General features: G+C 62.7%; 14 protein-coding genes. 10 read left to right on the forward strand and 4 right to left on the reverse strand.

The genetic code is table 11. From position 1 onward, the window contains the following. Nucleotides 1-41 precede the first annotated feature (41 nt). Nucleotides 42-950, reverse strand: a complete 909-nt coding sequence (gene xerD / locus ACZ5VE_RS09110; protein ID WP_464454874.1) for a site-specific tyrosine recombinase XerD — start codon at nucleotides 948-950, stop codon at nucleotides 42-44. Beyond that, entirely contained in the window at nucleotides 950-1,924 is a 975-nt protein-coding gene (locus ACZ5VE_RS09115) for a tripartite tricarboxylate transporter substrate binding protein BugE (protein WP_464454875.1), read from the reverse strand. Before ACZ5VE_RS09115 ends, xerD begins: the two co-directional genes overlap by 1 nt. Nucleotides 1,925-2,074: 150 nt before the next feature. Here ACZ5VE_RS09115 and ACZ5VE_RS09120 point away from each other — a divergent pair, with 150 nt between their 5' ends. Further along, complete coding sequence (locus tag ACZ5VE_RS09120; RefSeq protein WP_464457464.1) at nucleotides 2,075-2,980, forward strand: AEC family transporter; 906 nt, start codon at nucleotides 2,075-2,077, stop codon at nucleotides 2,978-2,980. Between the two features lie 139 nt (nucleotides 2,981-3,119). Here ACZ5VE_RS09120 and queG read toward each other — a convergent pair whose 3' ends face one another. Further along, nucleotides 3,120-4,196, reverse strand: a complete 1,077-nt coding sequence (gene queG, locus ACZ5VE_RS09125; protein WP_464457465.1) for a tRNA epoxyqueuosine(34) reductase QueG — start codon at nucleotides 4,194-4,196, stop codon at nucleotides 3,120-3,122. Nucleotides 4,197-4,268: 72 nt separating this feature from the next. On the opposite strand from queG, the gene tsaE reads away from it, so the two are divergent. Next, nucleotides 4,269-4,802, forward strand: a complete 534-nt coding sequence (gene tsaE / locus ACZ5VE_RS09130; RefSeq protein ID WP_464454876.1) for a tRNA (adenosine(37)-N6)-threonylcarbamoyltransferase complex ATPase subunit type 1 TsaE — start codon at nucleotides 4,269-4,271, stop codon at nucleotides 4,800-4,802. After that, complete coding sequence (locus ACZ5VE_RS09135; protein WP_464454877.1) at nucleotides 4,792-6,180, forward strand: N-acetylmuramoyl-L-alanine amidase; 1,389 nt, start codon at nucleotides 4,792-4,794, stop codon at nucleotides 6,178-6,180. The genes tsaE and ACZ5VE_RS09135 overlap by 11 nt, the downstream gene beginning before the upstream one ends. Before the next feature lie 6 nt (nucleotides 6,181-6,186). On the opposite strand, the gene ACZ5VE_RS09140 is transcribed toward ACZ5VE_RS09135, so the two are convergent. Then, complete coding sequence (locus ACZ5VE_RS09140; protein ID WP_464454878.1) at nucleotides 6,187-6,825, reverse strand: DedA family protein; 639 nt, start codon at nucleotides 6,823-6,825, stop codon at nucleotides 6,187-6,189. An 86-nt stretch (nucleotides 6,826-6,911) separates the two neighbouring features. On the opposite strand from ACZ5VE_RS09140, the gene mutL reads away from it, so the two are divergent. From mutL to ACZ5VE_RS09175, 7 genes are all read left to right on the forward strand, one after another. Further along, nucleotides 6,912-8,951, forward strand: coding sequence for a DNA mismatch repair endonuclease MutL (mutL, locus tag ACZ5VE_RS09145; protein WP_464454879.1), 2,040 nt, complete (start codon nucleotides 6,912-6,914; stop codon nucleotides 8,949-8,951). A gap of 334 nt (nucleotides 8,952-9,285) precedes the next feature. Next, a complete protein-coding gene (locus ACZ5VE_RS09150; RefSeq protein ID WP_464454880.1) occupies nucleotides 9,286-10,503 on the forward strand; it encodes a multidrug effflux MFS transporter in 1,218 nt (405 codons plus the stop codon). Then, on the forward strand, nucleotides 10,500-11,471 hold the full coding sequence (gene miaA, locus ACZ5VE_RS09155) for a tRNA (adenosine(37)-N6)-dimethylallyltransferase MiaA (RefSeq protein ID WP_464454881.1): 972 nt from the start codon (nucleotides 10,500-10,502) through the stop codon (nucleotides 11,469-11,471). Before ACZ5VE_RS09150 ends, miaA begins: the two co-directional genes overlap by 4 nt. Before the next feature lie 175 nt (nucleotides 11,472-11,646). Then, nucleotides 11,647-13,458, forward strand: coding sequence for a sensor histidine kinase (locus ACZ5VE_RS09160; RefSeq protein ID WP_464454882.1), 1,812 nt, complete (start codon nucleotides 11,647-11,649; stop codon nucleotides 13,456-13,458). Then, a complete protein-coding gene (locus ACZ5VE_RS09165; protein WP_464454883.1) occupies nucleotides 13,434-14,144 on the forward strand; it encodes a response regulator transcription factor in 711 nt (236 codons plus the stop codon). The genes ACZ5VE_RS09160 and ACZ5VE_RS09165 overlap by 25 nt, the downstream gene beginning before the upstream one ends. Nucleotides 14,145-14,273: 129 nt before the next feature. Continuing rightward, nucleotides 14,274-15,968 (forward strand): ShlB/FhaC/HecB family hemolysin secretion/activation protein, encoded by a 1,695-nt coding sequence (locus ACZ5VE_RS09170; RefSeq protein WP_464454884.1) that lies wholly within the window; start codon nucleotides 14,274-14,276, stop codon nucleotides 15,966-15,968. Between the two features lies 1 nt (nucleotide 15,969). Next, complete coding sequence (locus ACZ5VE_RS09175; RefSeq protein ID WP_464454885.1) at nucleotides 15,970-16,830, forward strand: SapC family protein; 861 nt, start codon at nucleotides 15,970-15,972, stop codon at nucleotides 16,828-16,830. The last annotated feature ends 150 nt before the right edge of the window (nucleotides 16,831-16,980 follow it).

Below are 16,980 nucleotides of genomic sequence, written 5' to 3' on the forward strand. Positions count from 1 at the left end.
CAGCCTCCCACAAAAGAGGCGAGCCCACACAAGGCCAACACTCACCCCCTCGGGTGGTGCTGCGCATGCAGCGTCTTGAGCCGCTCGCGCGCCACATGGGTGTAGATGGTGGTGGTGGAAATGTCGGTATGGCCCAGCAGCATCTGCACCGCCCGCAAATCGGCTCCATGGTTGAGCAAATGCGTGGCAAAAGCGTGGCGCAAAGTGTGTGGCGACAGTGGCGCGGTGATGCCTGCCTCGATGGCATAACGCTTGACCAAGCTCCAGAACATCACGCGTGACATGCCTGTGCCGGGCTTGGAACCGCTGACGGTCACAAACAGGTCTTCGGTTTGGCGCTGGCCCAGCAAGGCGGGTCGCGCCAGACTGATATAACGCTGCAGCCACTCGCGCGCCTCTTCACCAAAAGGCACCAAACGCTCCTTGCTGCCCTTGCCCATGATGCGCAACACCCCTTCGTTGAGTGACACATGCAGGGTTTTAAGCTGCACCAACTCACTGACACGCAAGCCACTGGCGTACATCAGCTCCAGCATGGCCCGGTCACGCAGACCCAGATCGGTGGCGACATCGGGGGCGCGCAAGAGGGCATCCACCTGTGCTTCGCCCAAGGTCTTGGGCACGCGCAAGGCTTGTTTGGCGGCCAGCATGCGCAGCGTGGGGTCGAACGTCACCAGGCGTTCACGCAACGCCCAGCGAAAGTAGCGCTTGAAGACCGTGAGCCGCCGGTTGGCCGAGGTGGCCTTGGTCTGGCCATGGCGCTCTGCAAAATAGGCTTGCAGGTGGTGCTCTTGCGTGGCATCCAGCGCCAGCCGGTGCGTCAAAAACAACCAGGTCGCGAACAGTTCAAGATCGCGGCGGTAGGCAGCCAAGGTGTTGGCAGCCAGGCCATCTTCCAGCCAGAGGGCCTCGACAAAACGGTCGACAGACGTCTGGCTGGCCTCGTGCATCAGTCGAGCTTGAGCTTTTGCTGATCGACCACTTTTTTGTAGACCTCGAACTCGGCCTTCATCTGGGCTGCGAACTCTTCAGGCGTGTTGGCCACGATCAAGGAACCGGTGTCCTGAATGCGTTTGACCACCATCGGGTCTTGCAAGGCTTTCTTGACGCCTGTGCTGACTTTTTCAACCACCTCTTTGGGCAGGTTCTTGGGGCCATAAATGCCGTAATACGCCATGCGGTTGACGGGCTCCAGGCCCACTTCCTTGAAAGTGGGCACGTTGGGCAATTGCGGCAGGCGCTGGGGCGCGGCCACCACAATCGGAATCAGCTTGCCGGTCTGGATGAAGGGCATGGCCGAAGGCATGTTGTCAAAAATGATGGGCACCTGGCCCGCCACCGTGTCGTTCAGGGCCGGGCCCGCACCGCGGTAAGGGATGTGGGTGATGAACACACCGGCCAGACTCTTCCACAGCTCGGTTTGCAGGTGGCCAATGCCGCCTGTACCGGACGACGAATAAGAATATTTGCCGGGGTTCTTCTTCAGCTCGGCAATGAAGCCTTTGTAGTCCTTGGCCGGAAAGCTGGGGTGCACGGCGATCACATTGGGGGTGGCCGCAACGTTGATGATCGGGGTGAAGTCGGTCGTGGGGTTGTAGGGTATTTTGGGGTTGATCGCGGGGTTGGCCGCGGTGGTCGACACCGTGGCCATGCCCAGGTTGTAGCCGTCGGGCAGCGCACGCGCGGTCTCGGTGGCACCGACCACCCCGCCACCGCCCGCCTTGTTTTCAACGATCACGTTTTGGCCCAGGGCCTTGCCCAAAGATTCGGAAATAACGCGCGCCACGATGTCGGTGGTGCCGCCCGGGGCAAAAGGCACTTGCAACTTGATGGGCTTGTTGGGATAGGCCTGCGCCCACACCGAACCACTGGCCAAAACAGTTGCAGCCAGACCGGCCACCGAAATCCAATCGCGACGCTTCATTCGAAAACTCCTGTAAAGAACAAACATCATAGGCAATCCCTTGGAATTTACCGCGAGGGGAAACCATCAAAGTATGAAAAAACTCCGGGTTTGCGCCCCAAAGTGACAGCCACCCCAGCTTGCGCTTGGCCGGGCAGTTATCCTCGCTGGGTGAACTTTGCCCAACTCCTCTTCCCCGATTTTTCCCTGATTTTGTGCGGCTACCTGATTTGCCGCTTTACCGCACTGAACCGTCCCGTGTGGCAACAGGTCGAAAGTCTCGTTTACTTTTTCCTCTTTCCGGTGCTGCTGTTTCACTCGATTGTGAAAAGCCCGCTCGACCTGAATGCGGCGTCGAGCCTGATCGGCGCGGGCCTGAGCCTAGGAGTCTGCGCCATCGCCTTGTCGTACAGCCTGCCGTATTGGCCCATCTTGGGCAAGCGGCTGGACCGGCGCGACCACGCGGCCAGTGCCCAAGTGGGTTTTCGTTTCAACTCGTTCATCGCCTTGGCGCTGGCCGAACGCCTGGCAGGCCCAGAAGGCTTGCTCATGATTTCGGTGCTGATCGGCGTGTGCGTGCCGCTGTTCAACATCGGGGCGGTCTGGCCCATGGCCCGACATGCCAACACCGGCTTTGTGCGCGAACTGGTGCGCAACCCGCTGATCATCGCCACCGGCTCGGGCCTGATCGCCAACTTGCTGGGGTTTCGCATTCCCGTGTGGCTGGACCCCAGTGTCAGCCGCATCGGCGCCGCGTCTTTGGCCTTGGGCTTGATGGCGGCTGGTGCGGGCATGCAACTGGGCACCTTGCGCCAAGGCAAGCTGCTGGGCATGAGCGTGTTGATGGTCAAACACCTGTTGCTGCCCTTGGTGGCGCTGGGCATGGCGCGACTCTTTGCACTTAATCCGGTGCAAACCACCGTGCTGTTGGCATTTTCGGCCTTGCCCACGGCATCGACTTGCTACGTGCTGGCGGCGCGCATGGGCTACAACGGCCCTTATGTGGCCGGGTTGGTCACGTTGTCCACCCTGTCCGGCATGTGGAGCTTGCCGTTTGCGCTGGGCGTGCTGCGCTGACAAGCGACAACAAAGAGGCAACGGAGAGACCGCCCACCGACTTTGTGGGAGCGAGCCCCTGCTCTCGAATGCACATTGACCGCTACGACTTGCTTCGAGCGCTATGGTCACAACACCATTCGGCCGCAGGGGCGGCCTCCTACAAGGGAGTAGAAAGCCGAGCCAGCGACCAAGCCACTTGCTCTTGCACCACCGGGTCGGGGTGCGCCAGATGCACCGACAGCGCCTGTTGCAAGGCTTGACGCTCTGGCGCGGTGATGGCGTCTGTCGCCAGCGCATTGCCCGCCGCCAAGGCCAAATTGCGCAGCCAGCGGGCGTGGCCGATGCGGCGGATGGCGCTGCCTTCTGTGCGGCGCAAAAATTCGGCCTCGCTCCAACCCAGTAAATCCGCGATGGCCGAGCCGGCCAAACCCTCACGCGGCTGCCAGTCGGACAAGGGGCTGACCTGCGCGAACTTGTTCCACGGGCAGGCCAGCTGGCAATCGTCACAACCGTAAATGCGGTTGCCGATCAGCGGGCGCAGGGCTTCGTCAATCGGCCCTGCGTGCTCGATGGTCAAGTACGAAATACAGCGCCGGGCATCCAGCTTGTACGGCCCCACGATGGCCTGTGTCGGGCACAAGTCCATGCAGGCGGTGCACTGCCCGCAATGCGCCGACACGGCGGGTGTTTCGGGCAAGGCAAAGTCCACAAACAACTCGCCCAGAAAAAACATCGACCCGGCCTCGCGGCTCAGCACCAAGGTGTGTGTTCCGCGCCAGCCCATGCCGCTGCGGGTGGCCAGCTCGGCCTCCAGCACCGGGGCCGAATCGGTGAACACCCGGTGCCCAAACGGGCCGATGGCCCCGGCAATGCGGTCCTGCAGCTTTTGCAGGCGGCTGCGCAGCACCTTGTGGTAATCGCGCCCCCGGGCATAGAGCGACACCACTGCCTCACCCGGCAACAAACTCCGGGCGGTTTCCTGGGCAACCCACTCGGGCGAGGTGTCTTGTGGCAAATAATCCATGCGGGCGGTGATGACGCTCACGGTGCCCGGTTGCAGCTCGGCGGGGCGCGCGCGCTTCATGCCGTGGCTGGCCATGTAACCCATGCTGCCGTGAAACCCGGCGGCCAACCAGGCCTGCAAACCGGGCTCGGCCGAGGTCAAATCAATGCCCGTCACGCCAATTTGGGACAATCCAAGCTCACGCGCCCAGATCTGGATCTGGGGCCACAGTTCAAGAAGGTCGATTTGAGTACGTTGAGCAGTCACCCGCCGATTGTAGGAAGCCCCGCTACACCCCCTGCCTTGCCTCTGATTTGGGAGGGCGTGTGGCCGCATGAGGCCGCCACACAAAACTTTGCCACGCAGCTGGCACAGGCCCTGACCACATGGCCCGGCGGGCGCGATGCCTGCATTGAGCTGCGCGGCAACCTGGGCGCAGGCAAAACCACGCTGGTGCGCCACCTGCTGCGCGCCGCCGGGGTGCAAGGCCGCATCAAAAGCCCGACCTATGCCGTGGTCGAGCCGCACCAAGCGGGCACAGGCACAAGCGAAGATGAAAGCGCCTGGCCCATCTGGCATTTTGATTTTTACCGTTTCAATGACCCACAGGAATGGGAAGACGCGGGCTTTCGCGACATCTTTGCCGGGCCCGGGCTCAAGCTCATGGAGTGGCCTGACAAAGTGGCTGGGCAACTGCCGCCGCCCGACTGGGTAATTGCGCTGGACGCCATCGACGAGGACCAGCGCCGCGTGCACATCAGCGCAGGCACCGAGCGCGGCCTGCACTGGCTGCAGACATGGGCACAAACACAGCCGGGGGCAGCGCATGCAAGCTGACCGCCGCCGCCTGGTCAAAGCAGGCCTGCTCGCGCTCAGCCTGGAGGCAGCGCAACTGGCCCGGGGCGCCAGCATGTTGGCCGTGCGCATCTGGCCTGCACCGGACTACAGCCGGGTCACCCTCGAATCGGACACCGCGCTCAAGACCCGGCAAACCCTGATCGACTCACCGCCCCGGCTGGCGGTGGACATTGAAGGCCTGGAACTCAACGCCGCCCTGCGCGAGTTGGTGGGCAAGGTGCAAGCCTCTGACCCCAACATCGCAGGCATCCGCGTGGGCCAGTTCAATGCCAGCACCGTGCGGCTGGTGATTGACCTGAAACGCCCCATCGCGCCGCAAGTGTTCACCTTGCAGCCCGTGGCCGCCTATGCCCACCGGCTGGTGCTCGATCTGTACCCCACACAAGCCGCAGACCCGCTGGAGCAGCTGATCCAGGAGCGGGCTTCTGCCAAAGCCGCGCCGCCAGCCAGTGCCTTGCCCCATGCGGGGCCGGTGAACGACCCCTTGGCCGAATTGATTGGCAAGCAAGGCCAAGCCAAAACCCAACCCGCGGCAACAGCAGCGACAACCCGCAAGCAGGACTTTGAGCCCGCGCCCTCGGCGGCGATGGACAACCCGAATCACCCGCCGCGCCCTGCCAACATGCGCCCCACCGACCGGTTGATCGTGATTGCACTGGACCCCGGCCATGGCGGCGAAGACCCGGGCGCTGTCGGCCCCGGCGGCACTCGCGAAAAAGACGTGGTGCTGAAAATCGCCCACTTGCTGCGCGAGCGCATCAACGCCAGCAGCGTGAACGGCAACCCCATGCGGGCCTACCTGACCCGCGATGCCGACTTTTTTGTGCCCCTGCATGTGCGGGTGCAAAAAGCCCGGCGCGTGCAGGCCGACCTGTTCGTCAGCATCCACGCCGATGCGTTTTTCACACCCCAGGCCAGCGGTGCCAGCGTGTTTGCGCTCAGCCAGGGCGCGGCCTCCAGCAGCGCCGCCCGCTGGATGGCGCAAAAAGAAAACAAGGCCGACCTGATCGGCGGTATCAACCTCGGCAGCCAGGATGCCCAGGTGCAACGCGCCATGCTCGACATGAGCACCGCAGCCCAAATCAAGGACAGCCTGATGCTGGGAGGCAGCTTGCTGCGCGAGATCGGCGGCGTGGGTCGTCTGCACAAACCCCGGGTCGAACAAGCGGGGTTTGCGGTGCTCAAAGCGCCCGACATTCCAAGTGTGCTGGTGGAAACCGCCTTCATCAGCAACCCGGAAGAAGAAGACAAGCTGCGCAGCGACGCTTATCAGCAACAACTCACCGATGCTTTGATGCGCGGCATCCTGCAATACTTCTCGCGCAACCCGCCACTGGCGCGCAACCGAAGCATTTGAAGCCCATCACCCAGTCCGACGCGCCTTCCACGCCCCGAACATGGCGATCAGGCCCGGCACGATGATCAAAGCCCAAATGATCTTGGACAGGTGGGTCTGCACAAAAGGCAAATTGCCAAACAGGTAGCCCACCAGTGTCAGCCCCACCACCCAGAGTGTGCCTCCCAGCACGTTGTAGGTGGTGAATTTGCTGCGCGTCATCTCGGCCACACCCGCCACAAAGGGCACAAAGGTGCGGATGAACGGCATGAAGCGGGCCAGCACGATGGTGATGCCACCGTATTTCTCATAAAAGGCGTTGGCCTGCAAAAAAGCTTGGCGGTTGAAAAACCGGGCGTCTTCCCACTGGAAGACCTTGGGGCCAAAGTAGCGCCCGATCGTGTAATTGGTCTGGTCACCCAAAATGGCCGCCACCAGCAGCAAGCCCATCACCAGCGGCAGACTCATCAGATCGGCCCCGCACATGGCGCCCACAATGAACAGCAATGAGTCCCCCGGCAAAAAGGGCATGACCACCAGGCCGGTCTCGACAAAGATGATCAGGAACAACAAGGCGTACACCCAAGCCCCGTATTGACCTACAAAAGCCTCCAGGTAACGGTCCACATGGAGGATGAAATCGACGAGTTGCAGCAGGATGTCCATGCGCCGATTATCCCCGCAGGCATTCGGCCGCGGGGGCGACCTCCCACGAATACCGATGAGCCCACCGCAAGCCCTAAAATCAGGCAGTGACTTCCCAACAGACCCCGGCTTCCGCGCGCCGCCCCATCCGCGAACTCCCCGATGAACTGATCAGCCAAATCGCCGCAGGCGAGGTGGTCGAACGCCCGGCTTCGGTCGTGCGAGAACTGGTGGACAACGCCATGGACGCGGGCGCGCAAAGCATCACGCTGCGCCTGATGGGCGGCGGCACCCGGCTGATCTCGGTCGAAGACGACGGCGGCGGCATTGCCCCGGACGAGCTGGCCACGGCCCTCAAGCGCCACGCCACCAGCAAGATCGGCAACCTCGACGAACTCGAATCGGTCATGACCATGGGTTTTCGGGGCGAGGCGCTGGCGGCCATCAATTCGGTGTCCGAACTGACCCTGCTCTCGCGCATGGACGGCCAACCCACCGCTTTTGCGCTCGATGGCCGCACCGGCGAAATCCGCCCCGCCGCCCGCGCCGTGGGCACAACGGTCGAGGTCAAAGAGCTGTTTTTCTCGACCCCCGCCCGCCGCAAGTTTCTGAAAAGCGACAGCACCGAGCTGGCGCACTGCATCGAGGCCGTGCGCCGCCACGCGCTGGCCCGCCCCGATGTGGGCTTTGCCATCTGGCACGAGGGCAAGCTGGTCGAGCAGTGGCGCGTGCACCCCGGTGCCGCCGGGCTGGAGCAGCGCCTGGCCGATGTGTTGGGCGAAGAGTTTGTGGCGCAGTCCATCGCGGTGGAATACCACGCCGGGCCGCTCAAGGTGATCGGCCGCGCCGGTCTGCCTGACGCCGCACGCTCGCGCCCCGACCACCAATTTGCCTACGTCAATGGCCGTTTTGTGCGCGACAAGGTGGTCATGCACGGCGCGCGCAGCGCCTATGAAGACGTGTTGCACGGACACAAACAACCGGCCTATGCCCTGTTCATGCAGATCGACCCCACGCTGGTCGATGTGAACGTGCACCCGACCAAGATCGAAGTGCGATTCAGGGACAGCCGTGCCGTGCACCAAGCGGTGCGGCATGCGCTGGAAAACGCGCTGGCCGCTCCACGCTCACAAAACCTGAATGACAAAGCTGCGAACACCGCCAGCGACTTTGCTCTGGAAAACGGCCCCACGCCCAAAGCCCTGCCCGAATCGGCCAGCTGGCAACAAGGCGGCATGGCCTTTGAATCGCGCCCCGGCCCGTCGAGCGTCAACGCCCCGAGCTACAAGCCGGCTGATTTTTTACGGCCTCGGGTCGATGGCGAGCAGGCCATGGCGAACTTGAAGACGTTGTGGCAGCCCTCACCGCATGCCGCAGAGGCAGCAGGAATGTGGGAGGCCACCCCTGCGGCTGAAGGCAATTCGCGAGCAGGGGCTCGCTCCCACAGGGAAGTGGGCTCAGCTGTCGTTGCGGCCGAAGGAGATTCGCTTGCAGGGGCAAGCTCCTACAGGGTCACAGAGACACCTGCTGCCCCCCTGCCCGAAGGCGACTGGCCCCTGGGCCGCGCCGTGGCGCAGTTGCATGGCGTCTACATCCTGGCCGAAAACAAGCAAGGCCTGGTGGTGGTGGACATGCACGCCGCGCACGAGCGCATCGTCTACGAGCGCCTGAAAAACCAGCTGAACACGCAAGGCAGTGAAGGCCCCCGTATCGCCAGCCAACCGCTGCTGATCCCGGCCACCTTTGCCGCAACCCCCACCGAAGTGGCCACCGCCGAAGCCTGCGCCGAGGCGCTGGAACAGCTGGGCCTGGAAATCTCGCCCCTGTCGGCCAAAACCCTGGCCGTGCGCGCCGTGCCCACCAGCCTGGCGCAAGGCGACGCGGTCGAGCTGGCCCGCAGCGTGCTGGCCGAGCTGGCCCAGCACGACGCCAGCACCGTGGTGCAACGCGCCCAAAACGAAATTTTGGCGACCATGGCCTGCCACGGCGCAGTGCGTGCCAATCGCCGCCTGACGCTCCATGAAATGAACGGCTTGCTGCGCCAGATGGAAGAGACCGAGCGCTCCGACCAATGCAACCACGGCCGCCCTACTTGGCGCCAGATGACGATGCGGGATCTGGATGCGCTGTTTTTGCGGGGCCGGTGATGGGTCTTTCATCTCTTCAGGCTGTATCCGAGTCAGGGGCACCCGCCGCGCGGTCTCGCTCATACTCGCTTCGCTCGCCAAATCGCGAGATCCGCGCAACAGGCGCCCCTGACTCTCCGACATTTGGCTCAAAGACACAGCAGACCTTAAACGACCAGAAAGCGAGCGTCGGGGTCGGTGTGCGGACTGCCCGATTTGGCGAACGAAGTGAGTATGAGGGCAGCCGCGCACCGGCCCCGACGCTCGCGTTCCAAGAAGTAAGAAGCATCGGCACACCACCCTCAAACATCGCGCACCAAGAAGAATGCAGCGTAAAACGCAATCCCAAAACAGCATGCCGCAAAAACTGATCGTCCTTTTCCTAGCCCTGCTGCTCGGCCTGCAACCCGTCACCACCGACCTGTATTTGCCCGCCCTGCCCGCCATCACCCAAGGCTTTGGTGCGGGCATGGGCCAGGCCCAGCTCACCCTCACGGCGTTGCTGCTGGCCTTTGGTCTGTCACAACTCGTCTGGGGCCCCCTGTCCGACCGTTTTGGCCGCCGCCCGATTTTGCTTTGGGGCATGGGCGCTTACACCCTGGCCTCGGCAGCCTGCGCTTTGGCACCCGACATGGCCTGGCTGATTGCCGGGCGCACCGTGCAGGGCATTGCCATGGGCGCAGGTGTCATGGCTGCGCGGGCCGTGGTGCGCGACTTGTTCCAGCCCGCACAAGGGGCCACTGTCATGTCGCAAGGCCTCACGGGGCTGGGCATCATCGCCTGCGCTTGCGCGCCGCTGGGCGGCATGCTGACCGACTGGTTGGGCTGGCGCATCGCTTTGCTCATGCTCGCCGTATTTGGTGCCGCCACCCTGGCCTTGCTGTTTTGGCGTTTTGAAGAAACCCTGGTCCGCCCCGACCCGCACGCCCTGAGCGCGAAACCCCTGATCCGCGCCAACCTCGACATCCTGCGCAACCCAGTCTTTCTGACTTGGTGCGCGCTGTCGTCAGCCTCTTACCTGGGCTTGTTCACCTTTCTGGCCAGCTCGTCGTTTGTCTTCGTCAGCTTCATGGGCTACAGCAAAACAGCGTATGGCTTTCTCATGCTCAGCATGTCGCTGTCCTACATCGTGGGCACCTTCTGGTGCCGCTGGATGTTGCGGCGCACCAGCGTGCACCGCACGGTGGGCATCGCGGCGGTTTTGACCATCACCGCAGGTGTCAGCATGGCCGCACTGGCTTATGCAGGCCAAGGCCAGGATTGGTACGGAGCCTGGGCCGTGATGGTGCCCATGTACATCTTCATGCTGGGCCATGGCGTGCACCAGCCTTGCGGCCAGAGCGACGCGGTCGCGCCTTTTCCGCACCGGGCGGGCACGGCCTCGGCACTCAACGGCTTTTTGATGATGCTGGGCGCATTCTTCATGGGGGGCTGGCTGGGCACGCACATGGACCAACCCGTTTTTGCCTTGGCACACGGCATCTTGCTGTGGGCGGTGATCATCACCGTCGTGGCCTGGACGGCGGTGCAGCGCCACGGTCGCCCCGTGCTCACGGCAGCCCAAACTGCATGACCGCCATGCACCCCCCGGTCAGCCAAGCCAAGCCTGTGGATGCCATTGCCATCGTCGGCCCCACGGCCAGCGGCAAAACGGCAGCGGCACTGGCCTTGGCGCAAACGCTGCAAGCCCAAGGCGGGGCCGAAATCATCAGCGTGGACTCGGCTTTGGTCTACCGTGGCATGGACATCGGCACGGCCAAACCCAGCCGAGAAGAACTGGCCGCTGTGCCGCACCACCTGATCGACACGCTCGACCCGCTGCAAAGCTACAGCGCGGCAGAGTTTGCACGCGATGCAACGGCATTGATCACAGACATCCGCGCCCGCGGCAAAACCCCGCTGCTGGTGGGCGGCACCATGCTCTACCTCAAGGCCTTGCTGGAAGGGCTGAACGACATCCCCGCTGCCAACCCCGAGGTGCGCACCCAAATCCAGCAACAGGCCCAAAGCCTGGGCTGGCCTGCCATGCATGCCCTGCTGGCCCAAGTGGACCCGACCGCCGCCGCTCGCCTGGCCCCGGGCGACAGCCAGCGCATTGGCCGCGCCTTGGAAGTGTGGACGGCCACCGGCCAGACCCTGACCTCTTTTCACCAAAGCGCCAAAACAAATGCGCCCGACTGGCACATCCCGGTCATCAGCCTGGAGCCTGCTGAACGCAGCTGGCTGCACCAGCGCATTGCGCTGCGCTTTGACCAAATGATGGCCGCAGGCTTCATGGATGAGGTCAAGCGGTTGCGCGCACGCGGTGACCTGAACCCTGATTTGCCGTCCATGCGTTGCGTGGGTTACCGCCAAGCCTGGGAGGGGCTGGATGCGGGCTGGCCCGAGGCCGAGATCCGCGAGCGCGGCATCTTTGCCACGCGGCAACTGGCCAAACGCCAAATCACCTGGCTGCGCAGCATGCCGGGGCGGCATGTGGTGCAGGCCGATGGTGCACCTGCACTGACTCAAGCGCTGGAGGCGGCATGTAGGCATTTGTAGGGTTTAATGTGGAGGCGTGCAGGATAGTCCATCGCAAATTAGTCACATTTGCCAATTTTCCGTTTTGACACCTTTTTTTCACCATCTGACGGCCAGTCCGACACGGCCACGCCCTTTGGGGCTGCCACGGCTGGTGGGTCAAATCTTGTTGAGTCTGGGTTTCTGGTTGGCGCTGATGACCACTGCCCTGAGCCAGACGAACGAGCTCATACTGGCACGCGCTTACTGGCAAGACACCAGCGCCCAAGCCCCAGTTGAAACCGCACGCAACCAAGCCTACACCCCTTACGACAACGTCCTGAACCGCGGTTACACCGATTCTGTGCACTGGGTGCGCCTGACCATTGCCGCCAGCACCCAGCCTCTGGGCCTGCGCATCACCCCGGCCTGGCTGGACAGCATCACCCTGTTCGACCCGGCCAATGCCGACACCCCGATCACGGTGGGTGATCGCCACCCGATCCAGCGCAACGCCCTGCCAGGCTTGGGGCATTCGTTTGAGCTGCCCGCCAGCGCGTCACCACGCGACATCTTTCTGCGGCTGCAATCCACCAGCAGCCATTTCCTGGACGTACAAGTCATCCCCATTGACCAGATCGGACAAGCCAGTTCTCGGCAAATCACCGCAGCGGCGATGTATGCCTCCATTCTGGCGCTCATCCTGTTTGTACTGCTCTCTATCTGGTGGGTACAGCGCGACAAAGTGCTCGGGCTTTATCTGCTGCGGCATGCGTTTTACACCTATTACGGCGCAGCCTATCTGGGCCTGCCCACCTTGCTGCTTTCAGACTGGCTGCCTCCTGGATTTTTTGACCTGGCCTTCTCCTTCAGCGCCATCATCATCGTGCCTGTGGGCATATTTTTCGATGTCATCTTTCTGTCCGGCTACAGACCCCAAAGACACTTGCTTTCGATGCTGAAGGCCATTGGCCTGATGAGCCTTGTCGTCCTGTTGACTTTGCTGACAGGTCATGTGCGTGAGGCACTGCAGGCCAACATACTGGTCCTGATGACGGCCACGGTGGTCATGACAGTGACCGCACTGACTTGCCAACCCGACCAGTCCATTCAGCAGATCATGCCCAAGAAGGTCATGGTGACTTACTACCTCCTGATTTTCAGCAGTCTGCTGATTGGACTGGTCAACATGCTGGGCTGGGTACAGGTGCAATCTTGGACCTTGTATGCCCTGATACTGCATGGTCTGGTGTCAGGCCTGATGATGGCCGGCATCCTTCTGGTCCGTGCGCAGCGCATGGCCAACCAGAACCGCCAAATGAGCTGGCAACTGCAAAAAGCGCAACAAGACACCGCGATGGAACATCGCCAACGCCTGGAGCAATCGCAGTTCCTGCACATGCTCATGCACGAACTCAAGACCCCCCTGTCGGTGGTCTCGGTCGCCCTAGGCACCAAAGCCAACCGCGAAGAGAACCTGGCGCACGCCAGCCGAGCCATTCAAGACATGAAAGCCATCATCGACCGCTGCGTGCAAGCTGACCAACTCGGCCAGCTGGTGCTGCCCCAGCGCCAGCAAACCGTCGACGTCCTCGCGCTGATCCATCAGCTGGCCGCACAGCTGCCCATGCTGGACCAGCGCCTTCGCCTGCAGATGGAGGAGCAACTGCCCGCACTGCAAACCGACCAGCAATTGCTGCAGATCATCCTGAACAACCTGCTCCACAACGCCAGCGGCTACAGCGACCCGCTCACGCCCGTGACCATCCAATTGCAACCAGAAGAACATGAAGGCCAAAACGGCCTGAGCATACGCGTGCGCAACACCCCGGGCGTGGCGGGCTGGCCCGACGAACACCTGCTGTTCAACAAGTACTACCGCGCCATCGGTGCCCAGCGCGAATCCGGCTCGGGCCTTGGCCTGTTTTTGTCAAGACAACTGGCCCAAAGCCTGGGTGGGACGGTGGACTACACCCCCAGTGCGCAACTCGTGGAATTTACCCTATGGATACCCCTGTCTCCCACCTGAACATCGTGCTGGTCGAAGACCACGACATCCTGCGCCCGATGCTTCAGCAAGCGCTGGAAGAGTCTGGCCACCGAGTGGTGGCGCTGTCCTGCGCTGAAGAACTGGAAGACGAAGCCGGAGGCCAGCCTGTCGATATCTTTCTGATCGACCTGAACTTACCCGGCGAAGACGGCTTCAGCCTCACCGAGCGCGTGCGTGCTGCCTACCCGCTGGCGGGGGTGATCGTGGTGACCGCGCGCTCTGCACTGCACGACAAACTGGAAGGCTACGCCCGCGGTGCCGATCTGTACCTGACCAAGCCCTTGGAAGTGCCCGAGCTGTGCGCCGCCGTGTCCGCCCTGGGCCGCCGCCGCCAACGGGTGGACGACCTGCTGACGCAACAGCAAACCTTCACTCTGTCGCAACAGCAAATGAGTCTGAGCAAGACCGGATACGCATCCGTTCGCCTGAGTGCAGCAGAAACCGCCATGTTGGTGGCCTTTTGCCGTGCGCCCGGCTTGCGCATCGCCTATTGGCAAATTGCCGAAACCTTGGGGCTGGATTTGGAAAACTACGCCAAAGCCAGCCTGGAAGTTCGCATTGTTCGTCTGCGCAAAAAACTGGTCGAAGCAGGTGCGCAAGCCGGGTGCATCGAAGCCGTGCGCGGCCACGGCTACCAACTGTGCATACCGATTCAGGTCATCTGAATTACCCGCGTCCTTGATAGCGGGAATGCCAAATCCAGTTTTGGCAATTTTGTAGGTTTTAGTAGGGCAAATAAAAAAGGTTTACCTATCGTTCGCAAATCTCCAAATTTGTGAACAGGCAAGCCTTCCATGCGCCCTTCCCCCTGCCCTATATTGCCCCTGGCGCTTCTCTTAGGGCTCAACACCAGCAGCTGGTCTCAAACCCTGCCCGATGCTGGCAGCATCCGCCAGCAAATCGAAACCTCACGCCCTTTGCCCCTGCCTCAGGCAGCGCCGCAACCCCAAGCAACGCCCCCAGCCGAAATCAAGCCCCCGGCGGGCATGACGGTGCGGGTACAGTCTTTCCGTTTTGCTGGCAATGCTTTGTTAAGCGCCGACCAGCTGTCCGCTGCCACAGCCTCTTTCACAGGACGCGAACTCGGCTTTGAAGGTCTGCAACGCGCAGCAGATGCCATAGCCGCTGCCTACCGTCAAGCCGGATGGATCGTGCGCGTGTATCTGCCCGAGCAAGATGTCAGCACAGGCAGCATCACACTGCAAGTCGTCGAAGCCCGCTTTGCCGGCGTGCGGTTTGAAGGTGCGCCCTCCAAAACGGTGAGGGCCTCCGAGGTCGAAGCCTGGTTCAACACCCGCCAAGCCACAGGCCAGCCCCTGAACGCCAACGCCCTGGACCGAGCCCTGCTGCTCGCCGACGACCTGCCCGGTGTGAGCGTGGCCGGGACATTGGCCCCTGGCGTACAAGACGGCGAAACCTCTCTGGTGCTGCAAACCACCGACGAACCCTTCAGTTATGGCGACCTGGGTCTGGACAACACCGGAGCCCTATCGACCGGCAGCAACCGCCTGAGCGCCAACCTCAACATCAACAGCCCCGGTGGGCGCGGTGAACTGCTCAGCCTGAACCTGCTGCACACCGAGGGCAGCGACTACGGCCGCGTGGCCCTGACCGTGCCCGACGGCTACAACGGCCTGCGTCTGGGCTTCAGCGCCTCGTCCATGAGCTACAAGGTGATTGGCGGCTCCGAAAGCATCACGAGCTTGAACATCAAAGGCCGTTCCAGCAGCATGGGCCTGGACTGGAACTACCCGCTTGTGCGAGCACGCCAGCACAACCTGTACTTTTCGGGCGGGCTGGAAAACAAGGGCTTTGACAGCGACAACCGCAACAGCAACACAGCCGACCCCAAGAGTTACTCCGACTACGAAACCAACAGCCTGCGCCTGGGCCTGTCAGGCAACCGCTTTGACGACCTGGGCGGCGGCGGTGCCAACAGCGCCTCGGTGCAGCTGCTGTGGGGCCGCCTGAGCAGCATGCAGGCGCACAGCCAGATCGACACCATCGGGCGCAGCTACAACAAACTCAATTACACCGCCAGCCGACAGCAAACCATCTCAGCTGCGCACTCCTTGCTGGTCAGCCTGCAAGGGCAGCACGCCACGCAGGTGCTCGATTCGTCCGAGCGCTTCTACATCGGCGGCGCGGGCACCGTGCGTGCCTACCCGGTCAGCGAACTGGGTGGCGATCGCGGACAGTTGCTCACGGGTGAATGGCGCTGGCGCGTGCACACGGCCTGGGTGCTGTCGGCCTTTGTGGAGCATGGCCGCGTGGTTTCGCTGCCCACCACACCCAACGACACCCGCACCAGCCTGAGCCTGCGCGGCCACGGCCTGAGCGCCAGCTGGCAAGGCCCGATGGGCATCAGCACCAAGCTCACTTGGTCACGCCGCGATGGTGCCAACCCCAAGCCCACCCAAACGGGCACCGATGGCGACGGCACCCTCAAGAAAAACCGTTTTTGGTTCACCGCGAGTGTGCCGTTCTGACATGAACACGACCACGCGCACCCTTGCATTGGCTTTGCTCACGCTGACCACCAGCGCCTTCGCCCAAAGCACAGCTTCGACGACCCAAAGCATTCGCCCCATGAACACCGCCGCCCAAACCACCGCCTTCTTCTACCAAAAGCCTGTCGTGCTTGACCGCGAGCAGCACAAGGGCCTGCGCCTCAAAACCGCCGACGCCCGCTTTGCCGCCAAAAACCAGGCCGTGCCGCTGCTGGTGGCCGAGTTTCCCGAGGCCTGCCTGGAATACCCCATCGTCTTCACCCAAGGCCAGGACGGTCAATGGCTGGCACTGGCACTGACGGGCCTGCAAGCTGGGGCGAACGCCTTTGTCGACGCTAAGGGCCAATGGAATGCCCGCTACGTGCCCGCCAGCGTGCGCCGCTACCCCTTCATCCTGGCCGAAGGTGCCAACCAGCAACTCAGTCTGGCCGCCGACCTCGCTGCCCCTCAACTGGGCAGTGAGGGTGATGCCTTGTTTGGCGACAACGGCGAGCCCACGGATCTGGCCAAAAACATCATGCAGCTGCTGGCCGACTTCCAGGGCCAAGCCAAGCTGACCGAAGCCACCGTGAAAAAACTCCATGAGGCCGGCTTGCTGACGCAGCAAAACCTGCAAGTGCGCCTCGGCGAAGAACGCAGTGCCGTGGTCGAAGCCGTTTGGATCATCGACGAAGCCAAGCTGCGCCAGCTGCCCGATGACAAGGTGCTGGCCTGGTTCAAGGGCGGCGAGCTTGCGGCCATCCACGCCCAAATGCTCTCGCTGCGCAACCTGGTGCCTCTGCTCGAGCGCAGCCAACCCAAAAAGACAGCCAAGAGCCACAAGAAGACCAAAGGAAGCTGAGACCGTGAATTGCCGAAACACTCTGCACGCCCTGTGGATAGCCGCCCCTGCGGCCGAATGCCTGAACGGGCAGAGCCCACATTCGCGAGCAGGGGCTCGCTCCCACACCACAGACACCCACACAGCCCCCTGTGGGAGGCCGCCCCCGCG

It is taken from the genome of Limnohabitans sp. INBF003 (genome assembly GCF_055396645.1).